This window comes from Tenacibaculum aquaeponti (genome assembly GCF_057221555.1).
In genome coordinates this window covers 939053-959502 of the sequence record NZ_CM170147.1, presented here as the reverse complement: position 1 = coordinate 959502, position 20450 = coordinate 939053, and the positions used below count along the sequence as shown (strand labels likewise).

General features: G+C 28.2%; 24 protein-coding genes. 16 read left to right on the top strand and 8 right to left on the bottom strand.

Features of this window, described 5'->3' with window-relative positions; all coding sequences use genetic code 11:
* The first annotated feature begins 35 nt into the window (after positions 1-35).
* From idi to AC2TEO_RS04330, 8 genes are all read left to right on the top strand, one after another.
* On the top strand, positions 36-572 hold the full coding sequence (idi, locus tag AC2TEO_RS04365) for an isopentenyl-diphosphate Delta-isomerase (protein WP_442266937.1): 537 nt from the start codon (positions 36-38) through the stop codon (positions 570-572).
* Positions 565-978: a 6-pyruvoyl trahydropterin synthase family protein gene (locus tag AC2TEO_RS04360; protein WP_442266936.1), complete on the top strand. Its 414-nt coding sequence runs from the start codon at positions 565-567 to the stop codon at positions 976-978. Before idi ends, AC2TEO_RS04360 begins: the two co-directional genes overlap by 8 nt.
* A gap of 12 nt (positions 979-990) precedes the next feature.
* Positions 991-1965, top strand: a complete 975-nt coding sequence (locus AC2TEO_RS04355) for a type I phosphomannose isomerase catalytic subunit (RefSeq protein WP_442266935.1) — start codon at positions 991-993, stop codon at positions 1963-1965.
* 208 nt (positions 1966-2173) lie between these two features.
* Positions 2174-2899 carry a 3-deoxy-manno-octulosonate cytidylyltransferase gene (gene kdsB / locus AC2TEO_RS04350; protein WP_442266934.1) on the top strand — a complete coding sequence of 242 codons (726 nt, stop codon included), beginning with the start codon at positions 2174-2176 and terminating at the stop codon, positions 2897-2899.
* Position 2900: 1 nt separating this feature from the next.
* Complete coding sequence (locus AC2TEO_RS04345) at positions 2901-3593, top strand: HAD family hydrolase (protein ID WP_442266933.1); 693 nt, start codon at positions 2901-2903, stop codon at positions 3591-3593.
* Positions 3593-4222 carry a CatA-like O-acetyltransferase gene (locus AC2TEO_RS04340; RefSeq protein ID WP_442266932.1) on the top strand — a complete coding sequence of 210 codons (630 nt, stop codon included), beginning with the start codon at positions 3593-3595 and terminating at the stop codon, positions 4220-4222. The genes AC2TEO_RS04345 and AC2TEO_RS04340 overlap by 1 nt, the downstream gene beginning before the upstream one ends.
* Positions 4223-4242: 20 nt before the next feature.
* Positions 4243-4509 carry a hypothetical protein gene (locus tag AC2TEO_RS04335; protein ID WP_442266931.1) on the top strand — a complete coding sequence of 89 codons (267 nt, stop codon included), beginning with the start codon at positions 4243-4245 and terminating at the stop codon, positions 4507-4509.
* A gap of 127 nt (positions 4510-4636) precedes the next feature.
* Positions 4637-4837 (top strand): hypothetical protein, encoded by a 201-nt coding sequence (locus AC2TEO_RS04330; protein ID WP_442266930.1) that lies wholly within the window; start codon positions 4637-4639, stop codon positions 4835-4837.
* Between the two features lie 49 nt (positions 4838-4886).
* Here AC2TEO_RS04330 and AC2TEO_RS04325 read toward each other — a convergent pair whose 3' ends face one another.
* The 4 genes from AC2TEO_RS04325 to AC2TEO_RS04310 are packed head-to-tail and all read right to left on the bottom strand — an operon-like array spanning position 4887 to position 7957.
* Entirely contained in the window at positions 4887-5351 is a 465-nt protein-coding gene (locus tag AC2TEO_RS04325; RefSeq protein WP_442266929.1) for a hypothetical protein, read from the bottom strand.
* 15 nt (positions 5352-5366) lie between these two features.
* Complete coding sequence (locus AC2TEO_RS04320) at positions 5367-5879, bottom strand: hypothetical protein (RefSeq protein ID WP_442266928.1); 513 nt, start codon at positions 5877-5879, stop codon at positions 5367-5369.
* 34 nt (positions 5880-5913) lie between these two features.
* Positions 5914-6459 (bottom strand): RNA polymerase sigma factor, encoded by a 546-nt coding sequence (locus tag AC2TEO_RS04315; protein ID WP_442266927.1) that lies wholly within the window; start codon positions 6457-6459, stop codon positions 5914-5916.
* 58 nt (positions 6460-6517) lie between these two features.
* On the bottom strand, positions 6518-7957 hold the full coding sequence (locus tag AC2TEO_RS04310) for a TonB-dependent receptor (RefSeq protein WP_442266926.1): 1440 nt from the start codon (positions 7955-7957) through the stop codon (positions 6518-6520).
* A gap of 81 nt (positions 7958-8038) precedes the next feature.
* Here AC2TEO_RS04310 and AC2TEO_RS04305 point away from each other — a divergent pair, with 81 nt between their 5' ends.
* Entirely contained in the window at positions 8039-8839 is an 801-nt protein-coding gene (locus AC2TEO_RS04305) for an MBL fold metallo-hydrolase (RefSeq protein ID WP_442266925.1), read from the top strand.
* Between the two features lie 81 nt (positions 8840-8920).
* Here AC2TEO_RS04305 and AC2TEO_RS04300 read toward each other — a convergent pair whose 3' ends face one another.
* A complete protein-coding gene (locus tag AC2TEO_RS04300; protein WP_442266924.1) occupies positions 8921-9634 on the bottom strand; it encodes an energy transducer TonB in 714 nt (237 codons plus the stop codon).
* A 155-nt stretch (positions 9635-9789) separates the two neighbouring features.
* A complete protein-coding gene (meaB, locus tag AC2TEO_RS04295; protein ID WP_442266923.1) occupies positions 9790-10872 on the bottom strand; it encodes a methylmalonyl Co-A mutase-associated GTPase MeaB in 1083 nt (360 codons plus the stop codon).
* A gap of 103 nt (positions 10873-10975) precedes the next feature.
* Between meaB and AC2TEO_RS04290 the strand changes: the two genes are divergently transcribed.
* The 7 genes from AC2TEO_RS04290 to AC2TEO_RS04260 all read left to right on the top strand — a co-directional run bounded on the left by AC2TEO_RS04290 (position 10976) and on the right by AC2TEO_RS04260 (position 16914).
* Positions 10976-11536 carry an RNA polymerase sigma factor gene (locus AC2TEO_RS04290; protein ID WP_442266922.1) on the top strand — a complete coding sequence of 187 codons (561 nt, stop codon included), beginning with the start codon at positions 10976-10978 and terminating at the stop codon, positions 11534-11536.
* On the top strand, positions 11520-12068 hold the full coding sequence (locus tag AC2TEO_RS04285; RefSeq protein WP_442266921.1) for a hypothetical protein: 549 nt from the start codon (positions 11520-11522) through the stop codon (positions 12066-12068). The genes AC2TEO_RS04290 and AC2TEO_RS04285 overlap by 17 nt, the downstream gene beginning before the upstream one ends.
* Positions 12049-13062: a hypothetical protein gene (locus AC2TEO_RS04280; RefSeq protein WP_442266920.1), complete on the top strand. Its 1014-nt coding sequence runs from the start codon at positions 12049-12051 to the stop codon at positions 13060-13062. Before AC2TEO_RS04285 ends, AC2TEO_RS04280 begins: the two co-directional genes overlap by 20 nt.
* A gap of 511 nt (positions 13063-13573) precedes the next feature.
* Positions 13574-15055 carry a cysteine--tRNA ligase gene (gene cysS, locus AC2TEO_RS04275; RefSeq protein WP_442266919.1) on the top strand — a complete coding sequence of 494 codons (1482 nt, stop codon included), beginning with the start codon at positions 13574-13576 and terminating at the stop codon, positions 15053-15055.
* A 6-nt stretch (positions 15056-15061) separates the two neighbouring features.
* Complete coding sequence (gene yidD / locus AC2TEO_RS04270) at positions 15062-15307, top strand: membrane protein insertion efficiency factor YidD (protein WP_442266918.1); 246 nt, start codon at positions 15062-15064, stop codon at positions 15305-15307.
* 15 nt (positions 15308-15322) lie between these two features.
* Positions 15323-16180 carry a prolipoprotein diacylglyceryl transferase gene (gene lgt / locus AC2TEO_RS04265; protein WP_299680312.1) on the top strand — a complete coding sequence of 286 codons (858 nt, stop codon included), beginning with the start codon at positions 15323-15325 and terminating at the stop codon, positions 16178-16180.
* Between the two features lie 221 nt (positions 16181-16401).
* Complete coding sequence (locus AC2TEO_RS04260) at positions 16402-16914, top strand: hypothetical protein (RefSeq protein ID WP_442266917.1); 513 nt, start codon at positions 16402-16404, stop codon at positions 16912-16914.
* Positions 16915-17014: 100 nt separating this feature from the next.
* Here the strand turns inward: AC2TEO_RS04260 and AC2TEO_RS04255 are convergent, their stop codons facing one another.
* Both AC2TEO_RS04255 and AC2TEO_RS04250 read right to left on the bottom strand, forming a co-directional pair.
* Positions 17015-17833 (bottom strand): DUF4249 domain-containing protein, encoded by an 819-nt coding sequence (locus tag AC2TEO_RS04255; protein ID WP_442266916.1) that lies wholly within the window; start codon positions 17831-17833, stop codon positions 17015-17017.
* A gap of 4 nt (positions 17834-17837) precedes the next feature.
* Complete coding sequence (locus AC2TEO_RS04250; RefSeq protein WP_442266915.1) at positions 17838-20207, bottom strand: TonB-dependent receptor; 2370 nt, start codon at positions 20205-20207, stop codon at positions 17838-17840.
* Positions 20208-20450: the final 243 nt, after the last annotated feature.

Below are 20450 nucleotides of genomic sequence, written 5' to 3'. Positions count from 1 at the left end.
TTTGTAGGAGATATAATTTATTACATTTGTATTGTATGATAGAAAACGTAATTTTAGTTGATGAGCAAGACAATGAAGTTGGATTAATGCCTAAAATGGAAGCTCATGAAAAAGCATTACTTCACAGGGCTTTTTCAGTATTTATATTTAATAATAAAAATGAATTAATGCTTCAGCAAAGAGCTAAAGATAAATATCATTCTCCTTTGTTGTGGACGAACACTTGTTGCTCACACCAAAGACAAGGTGAACAAAATATTGAAGCTGGTAAAAGACGTTTACAAGAAGAAATGGGGTTTTCGTGTGAGCTAGAAGAGGTGTTTTCTTTCATTTATAAAGCCCCTTTTGATAATGGTCTTACAGAACATGAATTAGATCATGTAATGATTGGATATTATAATGGTGAGCCAGAAATTAATCCTGAAGAAGTAGAAAGTTATAAATGGATGCTATTAGATGATGTAAAATCAGATATAGAGAAAAATCCAAATGAATATACTGCTTGGTTTAAAATTATATTTGAAAAATCATACGATAAAATAGCTAATTTTAATAGTAATAAAAATGCCTAGAGTTACTGTTCATAGAAAAGCACATTTTAATGCTGCTCATAGATTGTATAGAAAGGATTGGTCAGATGAAAAGAATTTTGAGATTTTTAATAAATGTAGCAATGTTAACTTTCATGGGCATAATTATGAACTTATTGTTTCTTTAACAGGTGAAATAAATGAAGAGACTGGTTATGTTTACGATTTAGGAAAATTAAAAAATATTATAAAATCAGAAGTAGAGGAGGCATTCGATCATAAGAATCTTAATGTTGAGGTAGAAGAATTTAAAGATTTGAATCCAACTGCAGAAAATATTTCGGTGGTTATTTATAATAAATTACGCTCTCATATTTCTGAAGATTTAGATATGGAAATTACTCTCTATGAAACTCCAAGGAATTTTGTAACATATTCAGGGAAATAATAAAATACTAAAATGCTTAATCAATTTTTTAAATTCACTCCAATATTAAAGGAAAAGATATGGGGTGGAAACAAACTAGGTAAATATTTAAACAAAGAATCTGAATCTGAAAGTTTAGGTGAAAGTTGGGAGATTTCAGATGTAAAAGGAGATACTTCTGTTGTAGCAAATGGAAATTTAAAAGGTACAGATTTAAAAAAATTGATAAAAACTTATCAAGGTGATTTAGTTGGAGATAAGGTTTTTAAGCAATTTGGAGAAAAATTTCCTTTATTAATAAAGTTTATAGATGCTAAAACTCCGTTAAGTATTCAATTACATCCTAATGATAAATTAGCAAAAGAGCGCCACAATTCATTTGGTAAGACGGAAATGTGGTATGTAATGCAAGCTGATGAAAAAGCAAACTTAATTGTAGGGTTTCAAAAAGACAGTAATAAAGAAGAGTATTTAAAACATTTAGATGACAAATCACTTCTAGATATCTTAAATGTTGATGAGGTTAAAAAAGGAGATGTTTATTTTATTCCTACAGGTAGAATTCACGCTATCGGAGCCGGAGTATTATTAGCAGAAATTCAACAAACTTCAGATATTACTTATCGTATTTATGATTGGGATCGCCAAGATTCAGAAGGGAATTACAGAGAATTACATACAGAATTAGCTTTAGATGCTATTGATTTTAAAGCTATTCCTGATTATAAAACTTCTTATAAAGAGGAACTTAATGCTTCTTCAGAAATCGTTTCCTGTCCTTACTTTACAACTAGTGTTTTGCCGATTGAAGGAGAGCAATCAATAAATCATCAAGATAAAGATAGTTTTGTGATTTACATATGTATATCTGGTAAGGTAAGTTTCAAGTATGAAGATCAAGAAGAAGTTTTAATAGCTGGAGAAACATTATTAGTTCCTGCAAAATTTAAAGAGTTTAGTCTTAAATCAGTCGAAAAATCTGAGCTTTTAGAGGTGTATATAAAATAAAAAGCCCAAAATCTAAGTTTTGAGCTTTTTAAACAAACAAACCAAATTAACTTACAAAAGAATTTACTCAAACATAGTCAGATTACTATCAGTAGCAAAACCGACTCCGTATTATAAATGTTAAAGTTTTGGTTTTTTAACATTTTTAAAGTGCTATTTTCAGAATATGTAAATATGTATCTTTGACCTATTATAATGACCATTTTTTATGAAAATTATCGCAATGATTCCTGCTCGATTTAATGCAAGTCGATTTCCTGGAAAACTGATGAAAGACTTAGCAGGTAAGCCTGTTATTTTACGAACTTATGAAAGTGCATTGCACACGAAATTATTCGATGATGTATATGTTGTAACTGATTCAGATGTTATTTATGATGTAATTAAGGCTGCAGATGGAAAGGTAATTATGAGTAAAAAAGAACATGATTGTGGTTCTGATAGAATTGCAGAAGCTGTTGAAGATTTAGATGTAGATATTGTGATTAATGTACAAGGAGATGAACCTTTTATAGACGAAGTTTCACTAAGAAAATTAATTGAAGTATTTAAAGACGATGTTAATAAGACGATTGATTTAGCTTCTTTAAAAGTGAAAATGAATACTCTTGAGGATATAGAAAACCCAAATAATGTAAAAGTAATTACCGATCAGAATAATTTTGCAATTTATTTTTCAAGATCTGTAATTCCTTATCATAGAGATCAAACTTTAAAAGTGAATTATTTCAAGCATAAAGGTGTTTATGCATTTAGAAAAAATGCATTAATGGATTTTTATAATACACCAATGACTCCTTTAGAAGCAGCAGAAAAAATTGAGGCTATACGTTATTTAGAAGTTGGTAAAAAAATAAAAATGATTGAAACTTCAGTAGAATCCATTGGTATAGATACTCCTGAGGATTTAGAAAAAGCAAAAAAATTATTTTAATATGTATAAAGATGTAAAAGTGATAGCATTTGATGCGGATGATACGTTGTGGGTAAATGAGACATATTTTAGAGATGCAGAAGATGAATTTGCTGAGCTTTTAAATGATTATGAGACTGAAAATAAAATTCATCAAGAGTTATTTAAAAAGGAAATTGATAATTTAGAATTATATGGATATGGTGTGAAAGGATTTACACTTTCTATGATAGAAAGTGCTTTAGAATTATCTAACTACCAAATACCTCAAAAAACTTTAGATAGAATCCTTAATATTGGTAAAGAAATGTTAGAAAAACCAATAGAATTATTAGATGGAGTAGAAGAGGTTTTACAGCAATTACAAGGAAAATATAAATTAATTGTAGCAACTAAAGGTGATTTGTTAGATCAACAACGTAAACTAGAAAAATCTGGAATTTCTGAATATTTTCATCATGTTGAAGTAATGAGTGAAAAAAAGCCTGTTGATTATAAAAAAATGTTACGACGTTTAGACATAAACCCTTCTAACTTGTTAATGATAGGGAATTCTTTAAAATCAGATGTATTACCACTTATAGAAATAGGAGCCTCGGCTATTCATATTCCTTTCCATACAACTTGGGCACATGAAACAGTTTCTAAAGAACAAAAATCAATAACAGAGTACAAAACATTGTCTAAAATTAAAGAAGTTATCAAATTATTGTAATGAAGTCATATTTAGATATTGAAAAATGGAATAGAAAAGAAATATATGAACATTTTAGATCATTAAACGATCCTACTTTTGCAACTGTAGTAAATATTGATGTAACTAATGTTCATAGTATTTGCAAAATAAAACAAAAATCTTTTTTTACTACATATTTACACGAGTGCACTAAAGCACTAAATTCTGTGGAAAATTTTAAATATAGAATTGAAGAAAACAAAATTACGATTTATGAGAAGTTAGATGCTTCAGCAACAATTTTAAGAGAAGATAAAACCTTTGGTTTTTCATTTATTGAATTTGATAATAATTATGAAATTTTCCATAATAACTTCTTGAAAGAAAAAGAACGTATTTTAAACTCTGTAGATCTATTTCCTTTAAAATATTCTTTAGGTTGTTTTCATTGTTCTGCTTTACCATGGTTTAGTTTTACTAGTCATAAAGAACCTGTTTCTGGAAATAAAAATGATAGTGTTCCTCAATTGTCATTTGGTAAAATTTTTAAAGAAAACAAGAAATGGTTAATGCCAGTAGCAGTTAATGTAAATCATGCTTTGGTAGATGGGTATCATGTTGGTAAGTTTTTTGAAAATTTTCAGAAAGGTTTGGATAAAATCGACTAATTTTGTCAAAAATTTTAATTATGGCAAGCGTTAAAAATTTAAAGAAAGATATCAATTATACTCTAGGAGATATTATTGAAGAATGTTATTTGTGGGAGTTAGAAAATCCTGGAGCTGACACTGCTAAATCACAAGGAATAATTGATGAGGCTATTGCTGCTTTTGATGGATTATTAGACAAGGTGAATGCTAAAGATGTAGAAAATAGAAAATCTCATTTTAAAAGCATTAGTTCTGAACTAGAACAACAAGCAAGAACTTTAGTCGATAAAGTAAATGCATTATAAAAAAATAAATTTCAAACAAAAAAACTCTATTTCTTTAAGAAATAGAGTTTTTTTTGATAGTATTTTAACAAGTAGCTTTTGTTTTTTTTGTATATTTAAAATGTAATAATTCAAATTCCCTTAACTTATGCCAAGAGCAATGTTCGAATATACCAAAGTGGTATTACAGAAAGTGAGTTTTAATACAGAACTATTTTGTAAAGAATTAGAAAAAGCAATGAAAAGATTATTACCTTATGAAATAAATGAGTTAGTTATTTGGGTAAAAGAGTATACTGCGAATAAACCTGAACTTTATGTTTGTATGGGAGTAATAGATAATAAATAAAAAAGAAGCTATAAAATAGCTTCTTTTTTATTTATATACATTTTTTATTTTAATTATCTATTCGTCTATTCCTTCCTCTTCTTTCTTTAAAACGTTTAATCATTGTTTTATTAAATCGATGCTCTAAAATTTCTAATTGAAGAACTTTTTTTGCAGACAAAAAAACTAAGAGATCTTTATGAAATGAAGCTTTAATTTCTTCGTGTGAAGCTTTAATTTTATGAAATAATTTTAAGTATCGTCGAGCTTGTTCTTCACTGATATTATTTAAACCACCAGCGGATTTTATTTTGTTTTTGATTTCTTCCTTTTCTTGTTTATACAACTTATGTTTAGCTTTAGTGTATTTATTATACAAAGGCCAAAATTTTTCTGCTTCTTTCTCAGAAAGATCTAAGTTTTCTGTTATAAAAGCAATTTTTTTTGCTTTTAGAATCCTTGCTTTATCTGGTTTTTGAGCAAAAGTTGCGAATGAGATAAAAATTAATATTATAAAAAGTATTATTTTTTTCATTTTCTAAAATTTCATTTATTGTATTTCATCTAATAAAGACGAATTATCAATATTGTCTAAATAGTCTTCTATATTATTGTTTTCGGTGGCGTAAGATAAATCATTTTCAGAAAAATCTTGATCCTCAAATAGTAAAGCAAGTTCATCAGTAGTAATATCACTATTGTCAAACCACTCATCTATGGTAATATTAGTTTGCTCAGGGGGTAAGATATTTATAAATTGAAACGTGATAAATAAGATAACAGAAGCTGCTGCCGCAAAAGAAGAAAACTTTATTAACCTTTTTCTAAAAGAAATAACTTTTGATTTTTGTGCATTAATCTTATTTAAAACTGTATCCTCTAAATTATCAAAATAATACTCAGGAGCTTCAAAACCACACTTTTCTGGTAAATTTTTTGTAATTAATTTACTCATAAGATCATTTTCCAAATCGTTAAAGTAATTGTCTGGAATTTCAAATCCAGTGTTCTTACCAATCTGTTGGTTTAAAAAATCTTTTTTATGTTGTTTGTTCTCGTTCATTTCTATTTGTTAGACTTTAGAATTTGAAAAAGGTTTAATTATAGTTTTTAATAAATTCTTCAATCTTTTTAACTGCGTGAAAATAAGAAGCTTTTAAAGCTCCTACAGAAGTATCTAAAACCTCAGATATTTCTTGATATTTTAAATCATTAAAATACTTCATATTAAAAACCAATTGTTGTTTTTGAGGAAGTGTGGCTATAGCTTTTTGTAAAATGATTTGTATTTCATCACCAGAAAACCAATCATCACTTTTAAGATTAGAAACAATTTGTTGTTTGTAATCAGAGATGTCTAAATTATTTTCTTTAGCTCTCTTGTTTATAAAAGTGATAGATTCATTCGTTGCTATCCGATACATCCATGAATATAATTTACTTTCACCTTTAAAATTATCAATACTTTTAAAAATTTTAATAAAAGTATTTTGTAAAACATCATCTGTATCGTTGTGAGATATTACAATTTTTCGAATATGCCAATACAAACGTTCTTTATATAGCGATATTAAATTACGAAAAGCAGCCTCTTTTGTAGCTGCATTTTGTAATTGAGATACTAATGTAATTTCGTCAGTCAAATGAATTGGTTTTTCACTATGACTTTAAAATTAGTAAAAGGTTTAATAAAAAAAAAGATTATTTTCTTCTAGAATATCCAAACAAGCGTTTTTCTTCGATCATTTCAGCGATTCCAGTAGGTAACATTTCTTGCCATCCATCTTGACCTTCTTGGATCATTTTTAAAACTTCTCTAGAGAAAATAGAAAGTATTTCAGGATTAAAATCTTCAATATCAATTAATCTACCATTTATTTTGAAGAATTTGTATAATTCTTTAATTCTTGGGTGAACCTTAAGGTTTTCTGAATTTACATATTTACCAGTTTCATTGTCTTTATATGGATACATATAAATCTTAAGATCTCGATAAAACAATTTACCAAAAGCTTCTAAAATACCACCACTAACTTCTCGGTAATATTTTTCATCAAAGATTTGAATAAGGTTATTTACTCCCATAGCTAATGCCATTCTTTCTTTAGTAAATTCACTGAAATATTCGACTAATCTATAGTATTCTTGGTAATTTGTAATCATTACGTTTTGACCTAAAGAACATAATAATTCTGCTCTATCTAAAAAGTCTCTCTCATTGATTTCTCCTTCAGCTCTTAAGTTACTTAGTGTAATTTCGAAAATAATTTGAGTTTTTTCAGGGTTTACTTTCTTTTCATTTAAGAATTGCTTTTTAGACTTTTCATACATGTCCATATTTACACTTGTAACTGGTCTAAAACTACCACGTAGAGCAAGAATATTCTTTTTGTATAAAACCTGAGCGGGTAATAAATTATTACCATCTGGCCCAAACATAACCGCATTGGTCATTCCGTTTTTAACCAATTGTAAACTCATTAAACGATTGTCAACATACATAAAGCGAGGGCCAGAAAAGTTAATCATATCTATTTCTAACTTGTCTTTGTCTATATTATCGTAAAAAGATTTTAAAAGTTCTTTTGGATTATCATTTAAATAGAAAGCTCCATAAATTAAATTAACACCTAAAGTACCAAGAGTTTCTTGTTGTAATCTTGCTTCTGTTTCTTTAAATCGTAAATGTAAAACGATTTCATTATAATCTTCCAAGGGATCTAATTGAAAACGAATACCTATCCAACCATGACCTTTAAATTTTTTTGCGAAATCAATAGTTGTTACTGTATTAGCGTAACTAAAGAATAATTTTTCAGGATGTTTTTTACGATCTAAACGGTCTTCAATTAAATTAATTTCATGCTTAAGCATCTTTTTTAAACGAGATTCAGTTACATAACGTCTATCATCTTCAATTCCATAAATTGCATCAGAGAAATCTTTATCATAGGCACTCATTGCTTTTGCGATTGTTCCTGAAGCACCACCAGCTCTAAAAAAGTTTCTAGCAGTTTCTTGCCCAGCACCTATTTCAGCGAATGTTCCATAGATATTAGCATTTAAGTTAATTCTAAGCGCTTTCATTTTAGATGTTGGGACACTACTTATTTTTTGATCCCCTTTTAAGATAATAGCCATTTTAGTCGTTTTTGTTTACGTGGACAAATGTACTGAAAATAGAAAGTATCAGTCAATTTTTATCTTATTTTTGTGGAATCAATGAATAATAAAAAACAATTAAAAGTAACATTTTTAGGAACAGGAACATCAACAGGTGTACCTATGATAGCTAGTAAGAGTCCTGTGCGATTTTCTAAAGATGAGAGAGATAAAAGATTGAGGGCATCGATTGTGTTTACTTGGGAATATAATAAAGAAGAGATATGTTATATTATCGATTGTGGACCAGATTTTCGTCAACAAATGATTAAGGCTAATATAGAATCGATTAATGGAATTTTTTTTACACATGAACATGCAGATCATATTGCTGGATTTGACGAAATAAGACCTTATTATTATCAAATGGGACCTGTGCCAATTTATAGCGATAGTAGAGTTTTAAAATCGTTAAAAAGACGTTATGAGTATATTTTTACAACAGAAAATAGATACCCATCAGCACCTGAGGTTAAACCAACTATAATCTCTGAGAATGATGTTTTAGAGTTTTATGGAGTAGAGGTAAAGCCAATAAAAGTAATGCATGGCGATTTACCAATTTTAGGATATCGTTTTGGTAAAATAGCTTATTTAACTGATGTTAAGTCGATTCCTGAAGAAGAAAAAGATAAGTTAAAAGGTTTAGATATTTTAATAACAACAGCTTTACGTTTAGATCCTCATAAAACTCATGCAACGCTTAATGAAGCATTAGAATTAGTTGAAGAGTTAAAACCTAAAAAGGCATATTTTAGTCATGTTAGTGAATTATTAGGTTTTCATGCAGACATAGAGAAGGGATTGCCAGAAAATGTTTTTTTAGCTTATGATGGTTTAGAAATCACTAATGATTTTTAATATTATTTCTTTAATATATATTATATAAAACCAAAAAGTCATCAATTTAATTGATGACTTTTTGATTTTATATTTTTTCTATTAATTATCTTCTAAAGAGAAGTTAATAGGAAAACCATACTTTACTGAAACGTTTTCGCCATTTTTAGTAGCGGGTATAAATTTTGGTAAATTAGAAACTACTCGTACAGCTTCATCATTTAAAATTTTTCCTCCTTTTGGTCCTAATGTTTTTATGTTGGTAACATTACCATTTTTGTCGATAATAAAACGAACCCATACTTCTCCTTCTTGCTTGTTTAGTAATGCTTCATCAGGATAAACAAAATATTCTTGAATATGTTTAATCATTTCTGTATTAAAACAATCTAATCGATCTCCATCGTTTTTACAATTAGGGAAAGTTGGTATAACATCTACAGTAGCAAATTTTTCAGCTTTTCTTAATTCTTCTCTTGATAAACTATTTTTTAATGCCGTTACATTAGTTTTAATTTTTAAAGATTTATTAAGATTAGAGGAATTATGAATTGTAGAAATACCAGAACTATTTAATTGATTAGCTTCTGATGCTACATTTTTTTTCCTTCTTTTTAAGAAACGTTTTTTTGAAGCTGAAACTCTAACACTAATTTGTCTACTATTTTTATCTTTTTTGTCTGTAGATTGTTTTACGGTACATTTAGTGATACTGTTTAAATCTTCTACTAATTTTTCTTCTGTATCACATGTTTCTTTTTGAGACCAAAGTAGAGCAGTCATCATAAAGAAAAACAAGTATATTATTTTTTTCATAAGTTGGGGATTAAGTAATTAACACACATTTATGACCCATTTTATCCCAAAAGTCACTTTACTAACGAAATAGACTTAAAAATGTTTCAAAACTTACATCAAAATAAATAAAAATATTAGTTAAAAAATGTTAAACATCGTTAAGTGGTTGGTTTTTAGCTTTTATTGGTGATTTTTAATAGTTTGTTTGCACTAAAAAAAGGAGTAGTATTACCAAGGTTTAATTGGTTAATTTCTTTTGTTAATTGTTTATTAACTTCAGGGTTTTCATAAAAACGTTTTTTCAATTCTTGCTCTATTGTAGAAAATAACCAATGTTTATTTTGTTTATTTCTTCTTTTTTCAAAATACCCAGTTTTATTGGCTGAATCGATGTAAGAAAGTATCATCTGATAAATTGTATCTATTCCAGAATTTTTTAAGGCGCTTGCTATTAAAACTTTAGGTTGCCAACCATTATCTTTAGGAGGATATAAATGTAACGCTCTATTAAATTCAACTTTTGCAATTTTAGCATTTTTAATATTATCGCCATCTGCTTTATTAATAACAATAGCATCTGCCATTTCTATAATCCCGCGTTTAATTCCTTGTAATTCATCCCCTGCACCAGATAATTTCAGCAATAAGAAAAAATCAACCATAGAATGCACAGCAGTTTCGCTTTGCCCAACACCAACTGTTTCAATAATAATGGTATCGAAACCAGCAGCTTCACATAAAATTATACTTTCTCTAGTTTTTTGGGCAACTCCACCAAGTGAAGTTCCAGAAGGTGAGGGTCTTATAAATGCATTTTTATCAACTACAAGTTGTTCCATTCTAGTTTTGTCACCTAAAATACTCCCTTTGTTAATAGAACTACTTGGATCAACAGCTAAAACAGCGACCTTTTTACCTATAGAAGTTAAATGTTTTCCAAAGCTTTCAATAAATGTACTTTTTCCAACACCTGGAACTCCAGTGATTCCTATTCTAATTGATTTATTAGCATGTGGTAAGCAGGCGTTTAAAATTTCATTTGCTTTTTCTTGGTGTCTTTTATTAGTACTTTCTATTAAAGTAATAGCTCTACTTAAAAATGTAATATCACCTTGAAGGATTTTAGCTACAAATTCTTCCGTGCTTATTTTCTTTTTTCTATTTAATTTTATTCTTTGAGCGGAAGTCTTGCTTGTAGTTTCAGGTTGTGAAACTCCATCTTTTTCCGATAAATTTGATTTTGAATCAGTTGCCATAAATCAAGGTGTACATCATTCTATTTGTAAATTTAGAAATAAAAAATTATCCAAAATGCAACGCACGAAAAAATGTGTCGTCTTTAAGACAAGAAATCAATAAATGAAATCAACTAAACAATTTCATCAAAAATTAATTCGTGCATGTCAGAAAAAAGATAAGAAAGCACAATTGAAACTTTACAATAGTTATAGTAAAGCAATGTTTTTAATTGCTTACAGGTATGTTAATGATCAATTTTTAGCAGAAGATATTATGCAAGAAGCATTTATTAAGGCATTTAAATATATAGAAAATTATAAAGGAAATGTAAGCTTTGGAGCATGGTTAAAAAAAATAGTAATCAATCAAAGTATAGATGAACTTAAAAAGAAAAAGTTAGTTATGATTTCTATTAATTCTGATTTACATAAAGAATTAGAAGATGAGAATGATTGGGAGGTAGATAATTCAGTAACATCACAAATGATAATTGAAGCCATAAAGAAGCAAAAAGATAAATATAGATTAGTATTAACCTTATACTTATTAGAAGGTTATGATCATAAAGAGATAGCTGAAATATTAGAAATTTCCGAAGTAACCTCTAGGACGCATTTAATGAGAGGAAAAAAATTGATTAGAGAACATTTAAAATTTGCAAATTATGCCGAAGGATATTAGAAACTTAGTAAAAGATTTAAAGGAAGAAAATATTGAGTTATCTCAAAATCATGAAGTAAGATTTTTAAATAAACTAGAAGAAGTATTTCCAGAAAAAAAGAAATCTTACCAATGGTTATACGCAGTTGCTTCTATTGTAATATTGTTGGGAATAGGTGTTAAATTTTACATAAATCAAGAAAAATATGTTACAGAAGAAAATACAATAGAACAAGTTAGTTTAGGAGAAATATCTCCTGAAATGAAGAAAATTGAAAATTATTATTTAACAGCTATAAATTACGAAATAGTTAGTTTAAATGCAACTCCAGATAATAAGGCCTTATTGGATGAGTACTTTGATAAGATTAGTAAACTAGATACAGATTATAAAAGGTTAAATCAAAAGTTAAAAACTAAGGGTATAACTAATGAAATCATTAATTCTTTAATTACAAATCTTCAATTACGTTTACAACTTTTAATTCATTTGAAGGATCAATTAAATGATCTTCAAACTAAAGAAAATAAAAATGAAAATATTACCATATAAAATAATAATAGCAATATTAATACTAAGTACGGTTCATGTGTTTAGTCAAAATAAGCAGAAAAACTTTAAGAAAGAGTTTAAAACAAAATCAGACGTGGTTATTGATATCAATACAAGACATTCAGATATTCAAGTAGAAACATGGAATAAAAATAAAGTAGTTGTAGAAGCTTTTATGATGGTAGAAGGAGTAGAAGTAACCAAAGAAATGAGAGATCATTTTTATAATAAATGGGATTTTAAAGCTAATGGTAATAGTGAAAAGATTACTATAAAATCTAGAACAAACCCAAGCTTTAATTTAAATGAAATTAATTTCGATAACCCAGATTATAGTTTTATTGTTAATGATTTATCTGATTACTCCATTGGAAGTTTAGATGTGTTAGATTCAATAGATTTTTTAATGCCTCCAACACCACCAGAACCACCAATGATTTCTAATTTTGTTTCACCACCAATGCCACCTTTACCTCCTTTAACGCCTTATACAATTTATACAGAATTTGATTTTGAAAAGTATAAGAAAGATAAGAATTATTTAAAACGTTGGAAAGAAGAAAATAAAGAAGCATTAGGGGAAAATGCAAAGGTGAAAATAGGAGATAAGTCCATTTCCATTATGACAGAGGATTCAAATGTAACGATGTCGGGTTCGATAAATGGTAAACAAGATTTAAAAATCTTTTTAAAAGAAAGAGAAGAAAGTAAAAAAGAAAGAGAGAAGAAAATGAAAGCTTATCAGAAAGAAATGGAAAAGAGGATAAAAGAGCTTGTAGAATTAAATGAAAAGGAACTTAAAGCAAAACAAAAAAAGTTAATAGAACAACTTAAAAAATTGGAGAAACAAAAAAAAGAGCGCCAAAAAATTCAAATGGTTTTGAAGGATAGAAGTAAATTGAAAGTAAAACGATTGATAATAATAAGAGCGCCAAAAAATGCAAAATTTAATATGAATGTAAAGTATGGAGAATTAAGCTTTGGAAAAGATTAATTATCACAAATAAAGAGTTTGTTAAAGCTATTTATGTTATTAAGTATCATTAAAGTTAGTGGTTAAGAGATCAATTAACTTTAATGATACTATGTTTTTTTGGTACTCCAATAAAATTAACTGAATCCTTTTGATTAATGTAATTGATTAAAATTTATTGTATGATGAAAAAATGAAAGAAAATAGAAGATAACGTATTAGTTGATCTAATTATTGAGGATGTAGTGTTTTATAAATGTTTAAAACTATCTCAGAAATAGAAGAGTATGGTTTATGAAATAAATATGTTTGAAGGAAAAGGAGATATATATTGTAGTTGCACTTTGCAAATGAAACTTTGTGTGAAAACTTTGTGTGAAAACTTTGATTGAAACTAAACATTGTAAAAACCAATTTAATGTTTCTAACGTTATAATAGCCATGCTAAATAAAGCTTAACTGTTTTTAAATAAGTTTATGATTTAACTTCATAAAAAGTACCTATATTTACACTTCAAAATAGTGTAATTTAATGGAGCTATATAAAGAAAATCAACTTAAAATATATAATTCACTTACGAAGTCTAAAGAAGTGTTTAAACCTGTAACAGAAGGAAGAGTAGGAATGTATGTTTGTGGTCCAACTGTTTATAGTAATGTTCATTTAGGTAATTTAAGAACATTCATGTCTTTTGATATGGTGTTTAGGTATCTTTTACATTTAGGATATAAAGTTCGTTATGTAAGAAATATTACAGATGCAGGTCACTTAGAAAGTGATGCAGATGAAGGAGAAGATAAAATAGCAAGAAAAGCTCGTTTAGAAGAAATTGAGCCTATGGAAGTTGTACAGTTGTATACTGTAGATTTTCATGAGATTACTTCAAAATATAATTTTTTACCACCTAGTATAGAGCCAACTGCAACAGGTCATATTGTTGAACAAATAGAGATGATTAAAGAGATCATGAAAAAAGGTTTAGCTTATGAAGTTAATGGTTCTGTATATTTCGATGTTGTTAAATACAATGAAGAAGGAAATAATTATGGGGTTTTGTCTGGTAGAAATATAGAAGATGCGATTCATAATACAAGAGCTTTAGATGGACAATCTGAGAAAAAAAATCCTCAAGATTTTGCCTTATGGAAAAAAGCAAATGAATCTCATATTATGCGTTGGCCTTCACCTTGGGGAATAGGTTTCCCAGGTTGGCATTTGGAATGTTCGGTTATGAGTTCTAAATATTTAGGAGAACAAATTGATATTCATGGTGGAGGAATGGATTTAAAGTTTCCTCATCATGAATGTGAAATAGCACAATCTCATGCTTGCTCAGGAGTACAACCTGTAAACTATTGGATGCATGCAAATATGTTATTGCTTAATGGACAAAAAATGTCTAAATCAACAGGGAATAGTATTTTACCTGGAGAAATTTTATCAGGAGAAAATACTGTGCTAAGCAAACCATTTGGAACAGGTGTTGTTCGCTTTTTTATTATGCAAGCAAATTATAGAAGTGTATTAGATTTTTCTAATGATGGATTATTAGCTTCAGAAAAAGGTTATAATCGTTTAATGGAAGCAGTTTCATTATTAAATACTTTAAAAACTAGCGGAAGTTCTTCTTTTGATGTTTCAAAATGGAGGCAAGAATGTTATGATGCTATGAATGATGATTTTAATACACCTATAGCTATAGCAACACTTTTTGAAGCTGTTAAATTTATAAATCAAATAAAAGATAATAAAGCTACAATTACTGAGAGTGATTTAGCTGTATTAAAGGAAACGATGAATGTATTTGTTTTTGATATTTTAGGATTAGTAAATGATGCTAAAGATCAAGGCTCAAATAAATTGGATGGAGCTGTAGAGTTGTTAATTAAATTAAGAAAAGAAGCTAGAGAAAATAAAGACTGGGCTTTATCAGACAAAATTAGAGATGAATTAGCTGAGATAGGAATTCAGTTAAAAGATGGTAGAGAAGGAACAACGTTTACTGTAAACTAAACTTTTTTGAAAAAAATACTAATATATCCATTCGTATTGTTAATCCGTTTCTATCAAACGGCTATTTCACCTTTTACACCCGCTACTTGTAGATATAATCCTACATGTTCAGCTTATACACTAGAAGCATTAAAAAAACACGGATTATTTTATGGTGGTTGGTTAGGAATAAAAAGAATTTTTAGCTGTCATCCATGGGGAGGAAGTGGTTATGATCCAGTACCAGAAAAGAAAATAAAAAACAAAAACTAAACTTATTTACAATACATGAATTTTTTAGCAATTACTTGGGATTGGGATCCAGAAATATTTAACATTGGAGGTTTTAGTGTTCGTTGGTACAGCTTAATGTTTGTTATAGCATTTATACTAGGAACACATTTAATGAAAAAGATCTTTACTCAAGATGGTATTTCTCACGATAAAATGGATCCGTTATTTATGTATACTTTCATATCTATGTTAATAGGTATGCGTTTAGGAGAAGTTTTCTTTTACAATTGGCCAGATTACCAAGATAATCTTTGGAAAATCATTTTACCATTTGAAAAGAGAGAAGGAGCAGAAGCTTTTTTTGGTTTAATTAAAGGATGGAAATTTACTGGGATTTCTGGATTTGCTAGTCATGGAGCAGCAGTAGCAATACCAATTGCTTTATATTTTTATGCGAAAAAGCATTTAAACAAGTCATGGTTATTTATTCTAGATAGAATGGGTATTATGGTTGCCTTAGCTGGATTTTTCATTAGAATGGGAAATTTTTTCAATTCAGAAATTTATGGAAAATTAACAGGAACAAGTTTTGGAGTAATTTTTAAAAGAGCAGGAGAGAGATATCCAGCACATCCTACACAATTGTATGAAGCATTTAGTTATTTAGCTTTATTCTTTATCCTTTGGAGATTATACTGGAAAACAGATAAAAAGCTTAAAGAAGGTTACTTATTTGGAGTTTTTATGGTTGCTTTGTGGTCTTTACGATTTACAATAGAATTTTTAAAGAAGCCTCAAGTAGATGCAAGAGAAGATTGGATTTTAATGTTTAATACCGGGCAAGTACTTAGTATCCCTTTAATTTTAATAGGTCTTTGGTTTATTTTTAGAAAGCCAAAAGAAACAAATTAAAAATGAAAAATATAAATTAATGAAATGCAGAACTACTTTTTAAGTTCTGCATTTTTGTTAACTATTATAAGATAAAACTAATGTTAATAAAGTGTGTAATTAGTTACTTGCAAATTTATCTTTTGAGTAAACTAATAGTGTAATATCAAAGGTTAATTAACCTTAAAGCCAAAAGCTTTAAACAACAATACATAGAAAATTATAATTAACTAAAAGAAGTAATGATTAATAAGATATCTACTAAAACATATGTAAATACTTTTAGTGGTGAAAACTTTTATATGATAGAAATAGATGGTAAATCTTTAGAAGATATTATCTTAGAAAATCGTCCAGATATAAAAAAAGGTATTGTTCCTACATTTCTGAATTGGCTCACTAATGAAGATGAAAGAAAGTTAGTATGGGAAAGAGCAATTCCAAAAATTGGAGAAAAATCAAGATTACCAATATTAATGTGTTCCGATGATTTAGATTTATGGTGTACATTAATTATGGTAGAAGTTGAAACTGATAACAAATATGTGTATTGGAATAAATTTGGTCTTGAAGATTCTGATGCTGTAAAATCAGAAGAAATAGGAAAAAGCGTAGAATGGTTTATTGGAATAAAGAACATGAGGTTTGATAAAAATGAATATTTAAATCTTTTGAACGAATACAGATTAAGGTTAAGTGAAGATCAAGAATATTTACCAAAAGAAAATGAAATAGTAGAAGTTTATAAATTTTAAATAGAAAAATCCCACATCATATATGGGATTTTTAATTTTTTATAAAAACAGCCATCGCTAAACAATGGATTTATTTTAGTTTCTAGTTATAATTTCTTTGTTATTGAATTGTATAATTTGTTTTTGCAAATTGACTTAAACGGAAATAACCTAGAACTTCTTCGTTAGGATTATTAACGTTTACACAATTTCCTTTTAGTTGTGAAGGAGTAGATTGAAATGGTCCTCCACCTTGAGTTCCTGATTGTTGAATTAACTGATCAATGTAAAAATAGAAATCTTCAGATATGCCAAATACTTTAATATCTATCTCTGTTCCAGGTATGTTTTTTTCATCAAAGTGTAAGACAAAAGCTTCATTTCCATTCAAAAATTCGTCTCTAACAGCAGCTAAAGACGGAACAGCTAAATTTTCTTGAATAAATTCTCCTAAATAATAGTTAACTTCTTCTGAAGGATCATTAAAAAGTACACGAACTCTAAACTCATCTTCATTAAAACCATCTTCTTGAGTAACACTATTAATTTCTGTAAAACCAACTAATGTTTCCGAAGCAGTATATGTTTCTCCGTTGTAAACAATATTTAAATTATAAGCAGCTCCAATTTCAGGAACAAAATTAGTAGTTATATATTCTCCATTATTTTGATCGGTAAAAATAAATTGTGCCCCATCATTTTCTTTTGTAATTGTTACTGTTGCACCAGTTACAGGAACGTTAGGAGCGCTATCAAAAAATGTAGTAGAAGTACTTAGTTTAATAGTTTGTTCGTTTCCTAGAGTTCCTTTTTCCCAATTAATAGAAGCTTCAACGACTAAACGATCACCACCGTTAGGAACATCAACATCAACTACATCAGTACAAGATGAAAAAATAGTGCTGATTGTTATAAACAGGATATAAATTGATTTTTTCATGTTTTTAGAATTTAAAATTATAAGTTACTGAAGGTGTAATTCCGAAAATTGAAGTACGTTCTGCTTCATTAGCTCCAGTTTGATTATTTACACCAAAACTAATAGATGCTGCATTTCTTCTAGAGTACAAGTTGTAAATACCAAATACCCATTCCGATTGCCACTTTCTATTTTTATTATTTTTTGGTTTTAACGTTGCAGAAACATCTAAGCGATTATAAGAAGGTAATCGATCAGCATTTCTGGTAGAATATGTAGGAATTGATAAACCATTATATTGAAATTGTCCATTGGGATATGTTATAGGACGACCAGTTTGGAAAACAAAATTTGCATTGAAAGTCCATTCATTATTGTACTTGTAATTTCCAGTAACCGATAAATCATGTGTTCTATCGAAAGGAGTATTGTACCAATCACCATTATTTAAGCCAGGACCACCAGCTAGACCTCCTAAAGTTCTTTGTTCAGATTTAGAAAGAGTATAAGCTATCCAACCAGTAAAATCTCCTTTATTTTTTCTTAACAAAAACTCTAGTCCATAAGCCCTAGCATTACCGTTTAAGGTCTCTCTTTCAATTGTATTTTGAGCAATTAGTTCAGCCCCATTAATATAATCTACACGATTTTTTACAGTTTTGTAATACGTTTCGGTTTCAATAGAATACATATTGTCTTTAAAGTTTCTGAAATAACCAATAGCATATTGATCTGCAATTTGTGGTTTTAAAAATTCCCCACTCGGAGCCCAAATATCTAAAGGAGTAGCAGAAGTTGTATTAGAGATTAAATGTAAGTACTGAGCCATTCTGTTATAACTAGTCTTAATAGATGATTTCTCATTTAATTGATACGATAAAGCGAAACGAGGTTCAATATTACCAAAACTTGCAATACTTTCTTTATCTTCATAATTAACTTGTCCAGTAGGTTCTGCACGTTCATATATTCCTAAGGTAGGATTATAAATTACAGGTAAATCATTAGCATAAGTATTTAAAACTTGACTTCCAAATCTATTGAAATAACTATAACGTAATCCGTACATTGCCGTTAAGTTCTTAGAAATTTTGTGTTCTAAACTTCCGTAAATACCAGCTTCTATTGCAAATTTCTTATCTAAGAAATCTTCATTAATAGAAGATTGAGGAGTAAGCTTACGAATTTCACCAGGATTAAACTTATAGTAAATTCCACTAACACCAAAATCAAACTTTAACTTATCATTTAAGTAATAATCGATATCATATTTTAAGTTGTAATTATCAATTCTAGACAACCAGTCTAAACCTACAAATTCAAGTTGTAAATCGTAGTTGTATCTACTATATATAGCTGAAAGATTAGAGAATAATTTATCGTTAAAAATATGATTCCATCTTAAATTTGTCGATAAATTCCCGTAAGAATTAAAGAATGAATTTGTAAAGTTTACATCATCGTTTCCGAAATAAGCAGAGAAGAATAAACGGTTTTTATCATTAAGTTGATAATTAGTTTTTAAGTTTAAATCATAAAAACCAACTCTATTCTCATTATTAGCTAACGCAAGAAAAATATTAGCATATGAAGCTCGACCAGCAACTAAGAAAGAACCTTTATCTCCAAATAACGGAGCTTCAGCAGTTAGTCGACTTGATATTAATCCGATTCCACCTGTAAGTTTAAATTCTTTATTATTTCCATCTTTTTGACGAACATCTAAAACCGAAGAAACACGGCCACCAAATTTAGCTGGAATCCCACCTTTATATAATTTTACATCTTTAATAGCATCGTTATTAAAAACAGAAAAGAATCCGAATAAGTGAGAGGCATTGTATATAATGGCTTCGTCTAATAGAATTAAATTCTGATCTTCAGCACCACCACGAACGTTAAATCCAGAAGCTCCTTCACCAGCGTTAGTAACACCAGGTAAAAGTTGAATAGATTTAATCACATCAACTTCTCCTAATACAACAGGAATTTGTTTAATGGTTTGCGAACTAATTTTTGTAGTACTCATTTGAGGGCTACGAAGATTTACCTTTTTACTTTCTTCAGTACTAATAATAACTTCATCTAAAACATTAATGTCTTCGCTTAAATCTGTATTAAATTTTATGTTTTTGTTAAGTACTATTCCTTTTTCAATGGGTTGATAACCAATGTAAGAAACACTTAATGTGTAATTTCCTCTTGGCGCGGTAAGAGAATAAAAACCGTATTCGTTGGTTGTTGTTCCTAAACTCGTTCCTTTTAAAAATACGGTTGCACCAAATAAAGTTTCACCGTTAGCTTTGTCTTTTAATGTTCCACTAATTGTAAATTTGTTTTGAGAAAAACTCAAAAGAGGAATAAAAAACAATAAAATAATTGTATAAATTCTCATAGTTAATTACCGCTTTTATTATGCTTTTTTTTGAAAAAATAGCTATTATATTTCTGTTTTATCAATAATATTTCAATAAAGAATCATAATTATTGTTTAATTATATTATGATAAATGTTAAACAAAATTAGATGTTTAGTTTTTAGTATCAAAAGTTAAAGCTTAAATTTTATATTAAATAAATGTGAAAATTTTAATTAGTGTTTTTTACAAGGTATAATCTATCCTTCAATAAAAGGATTA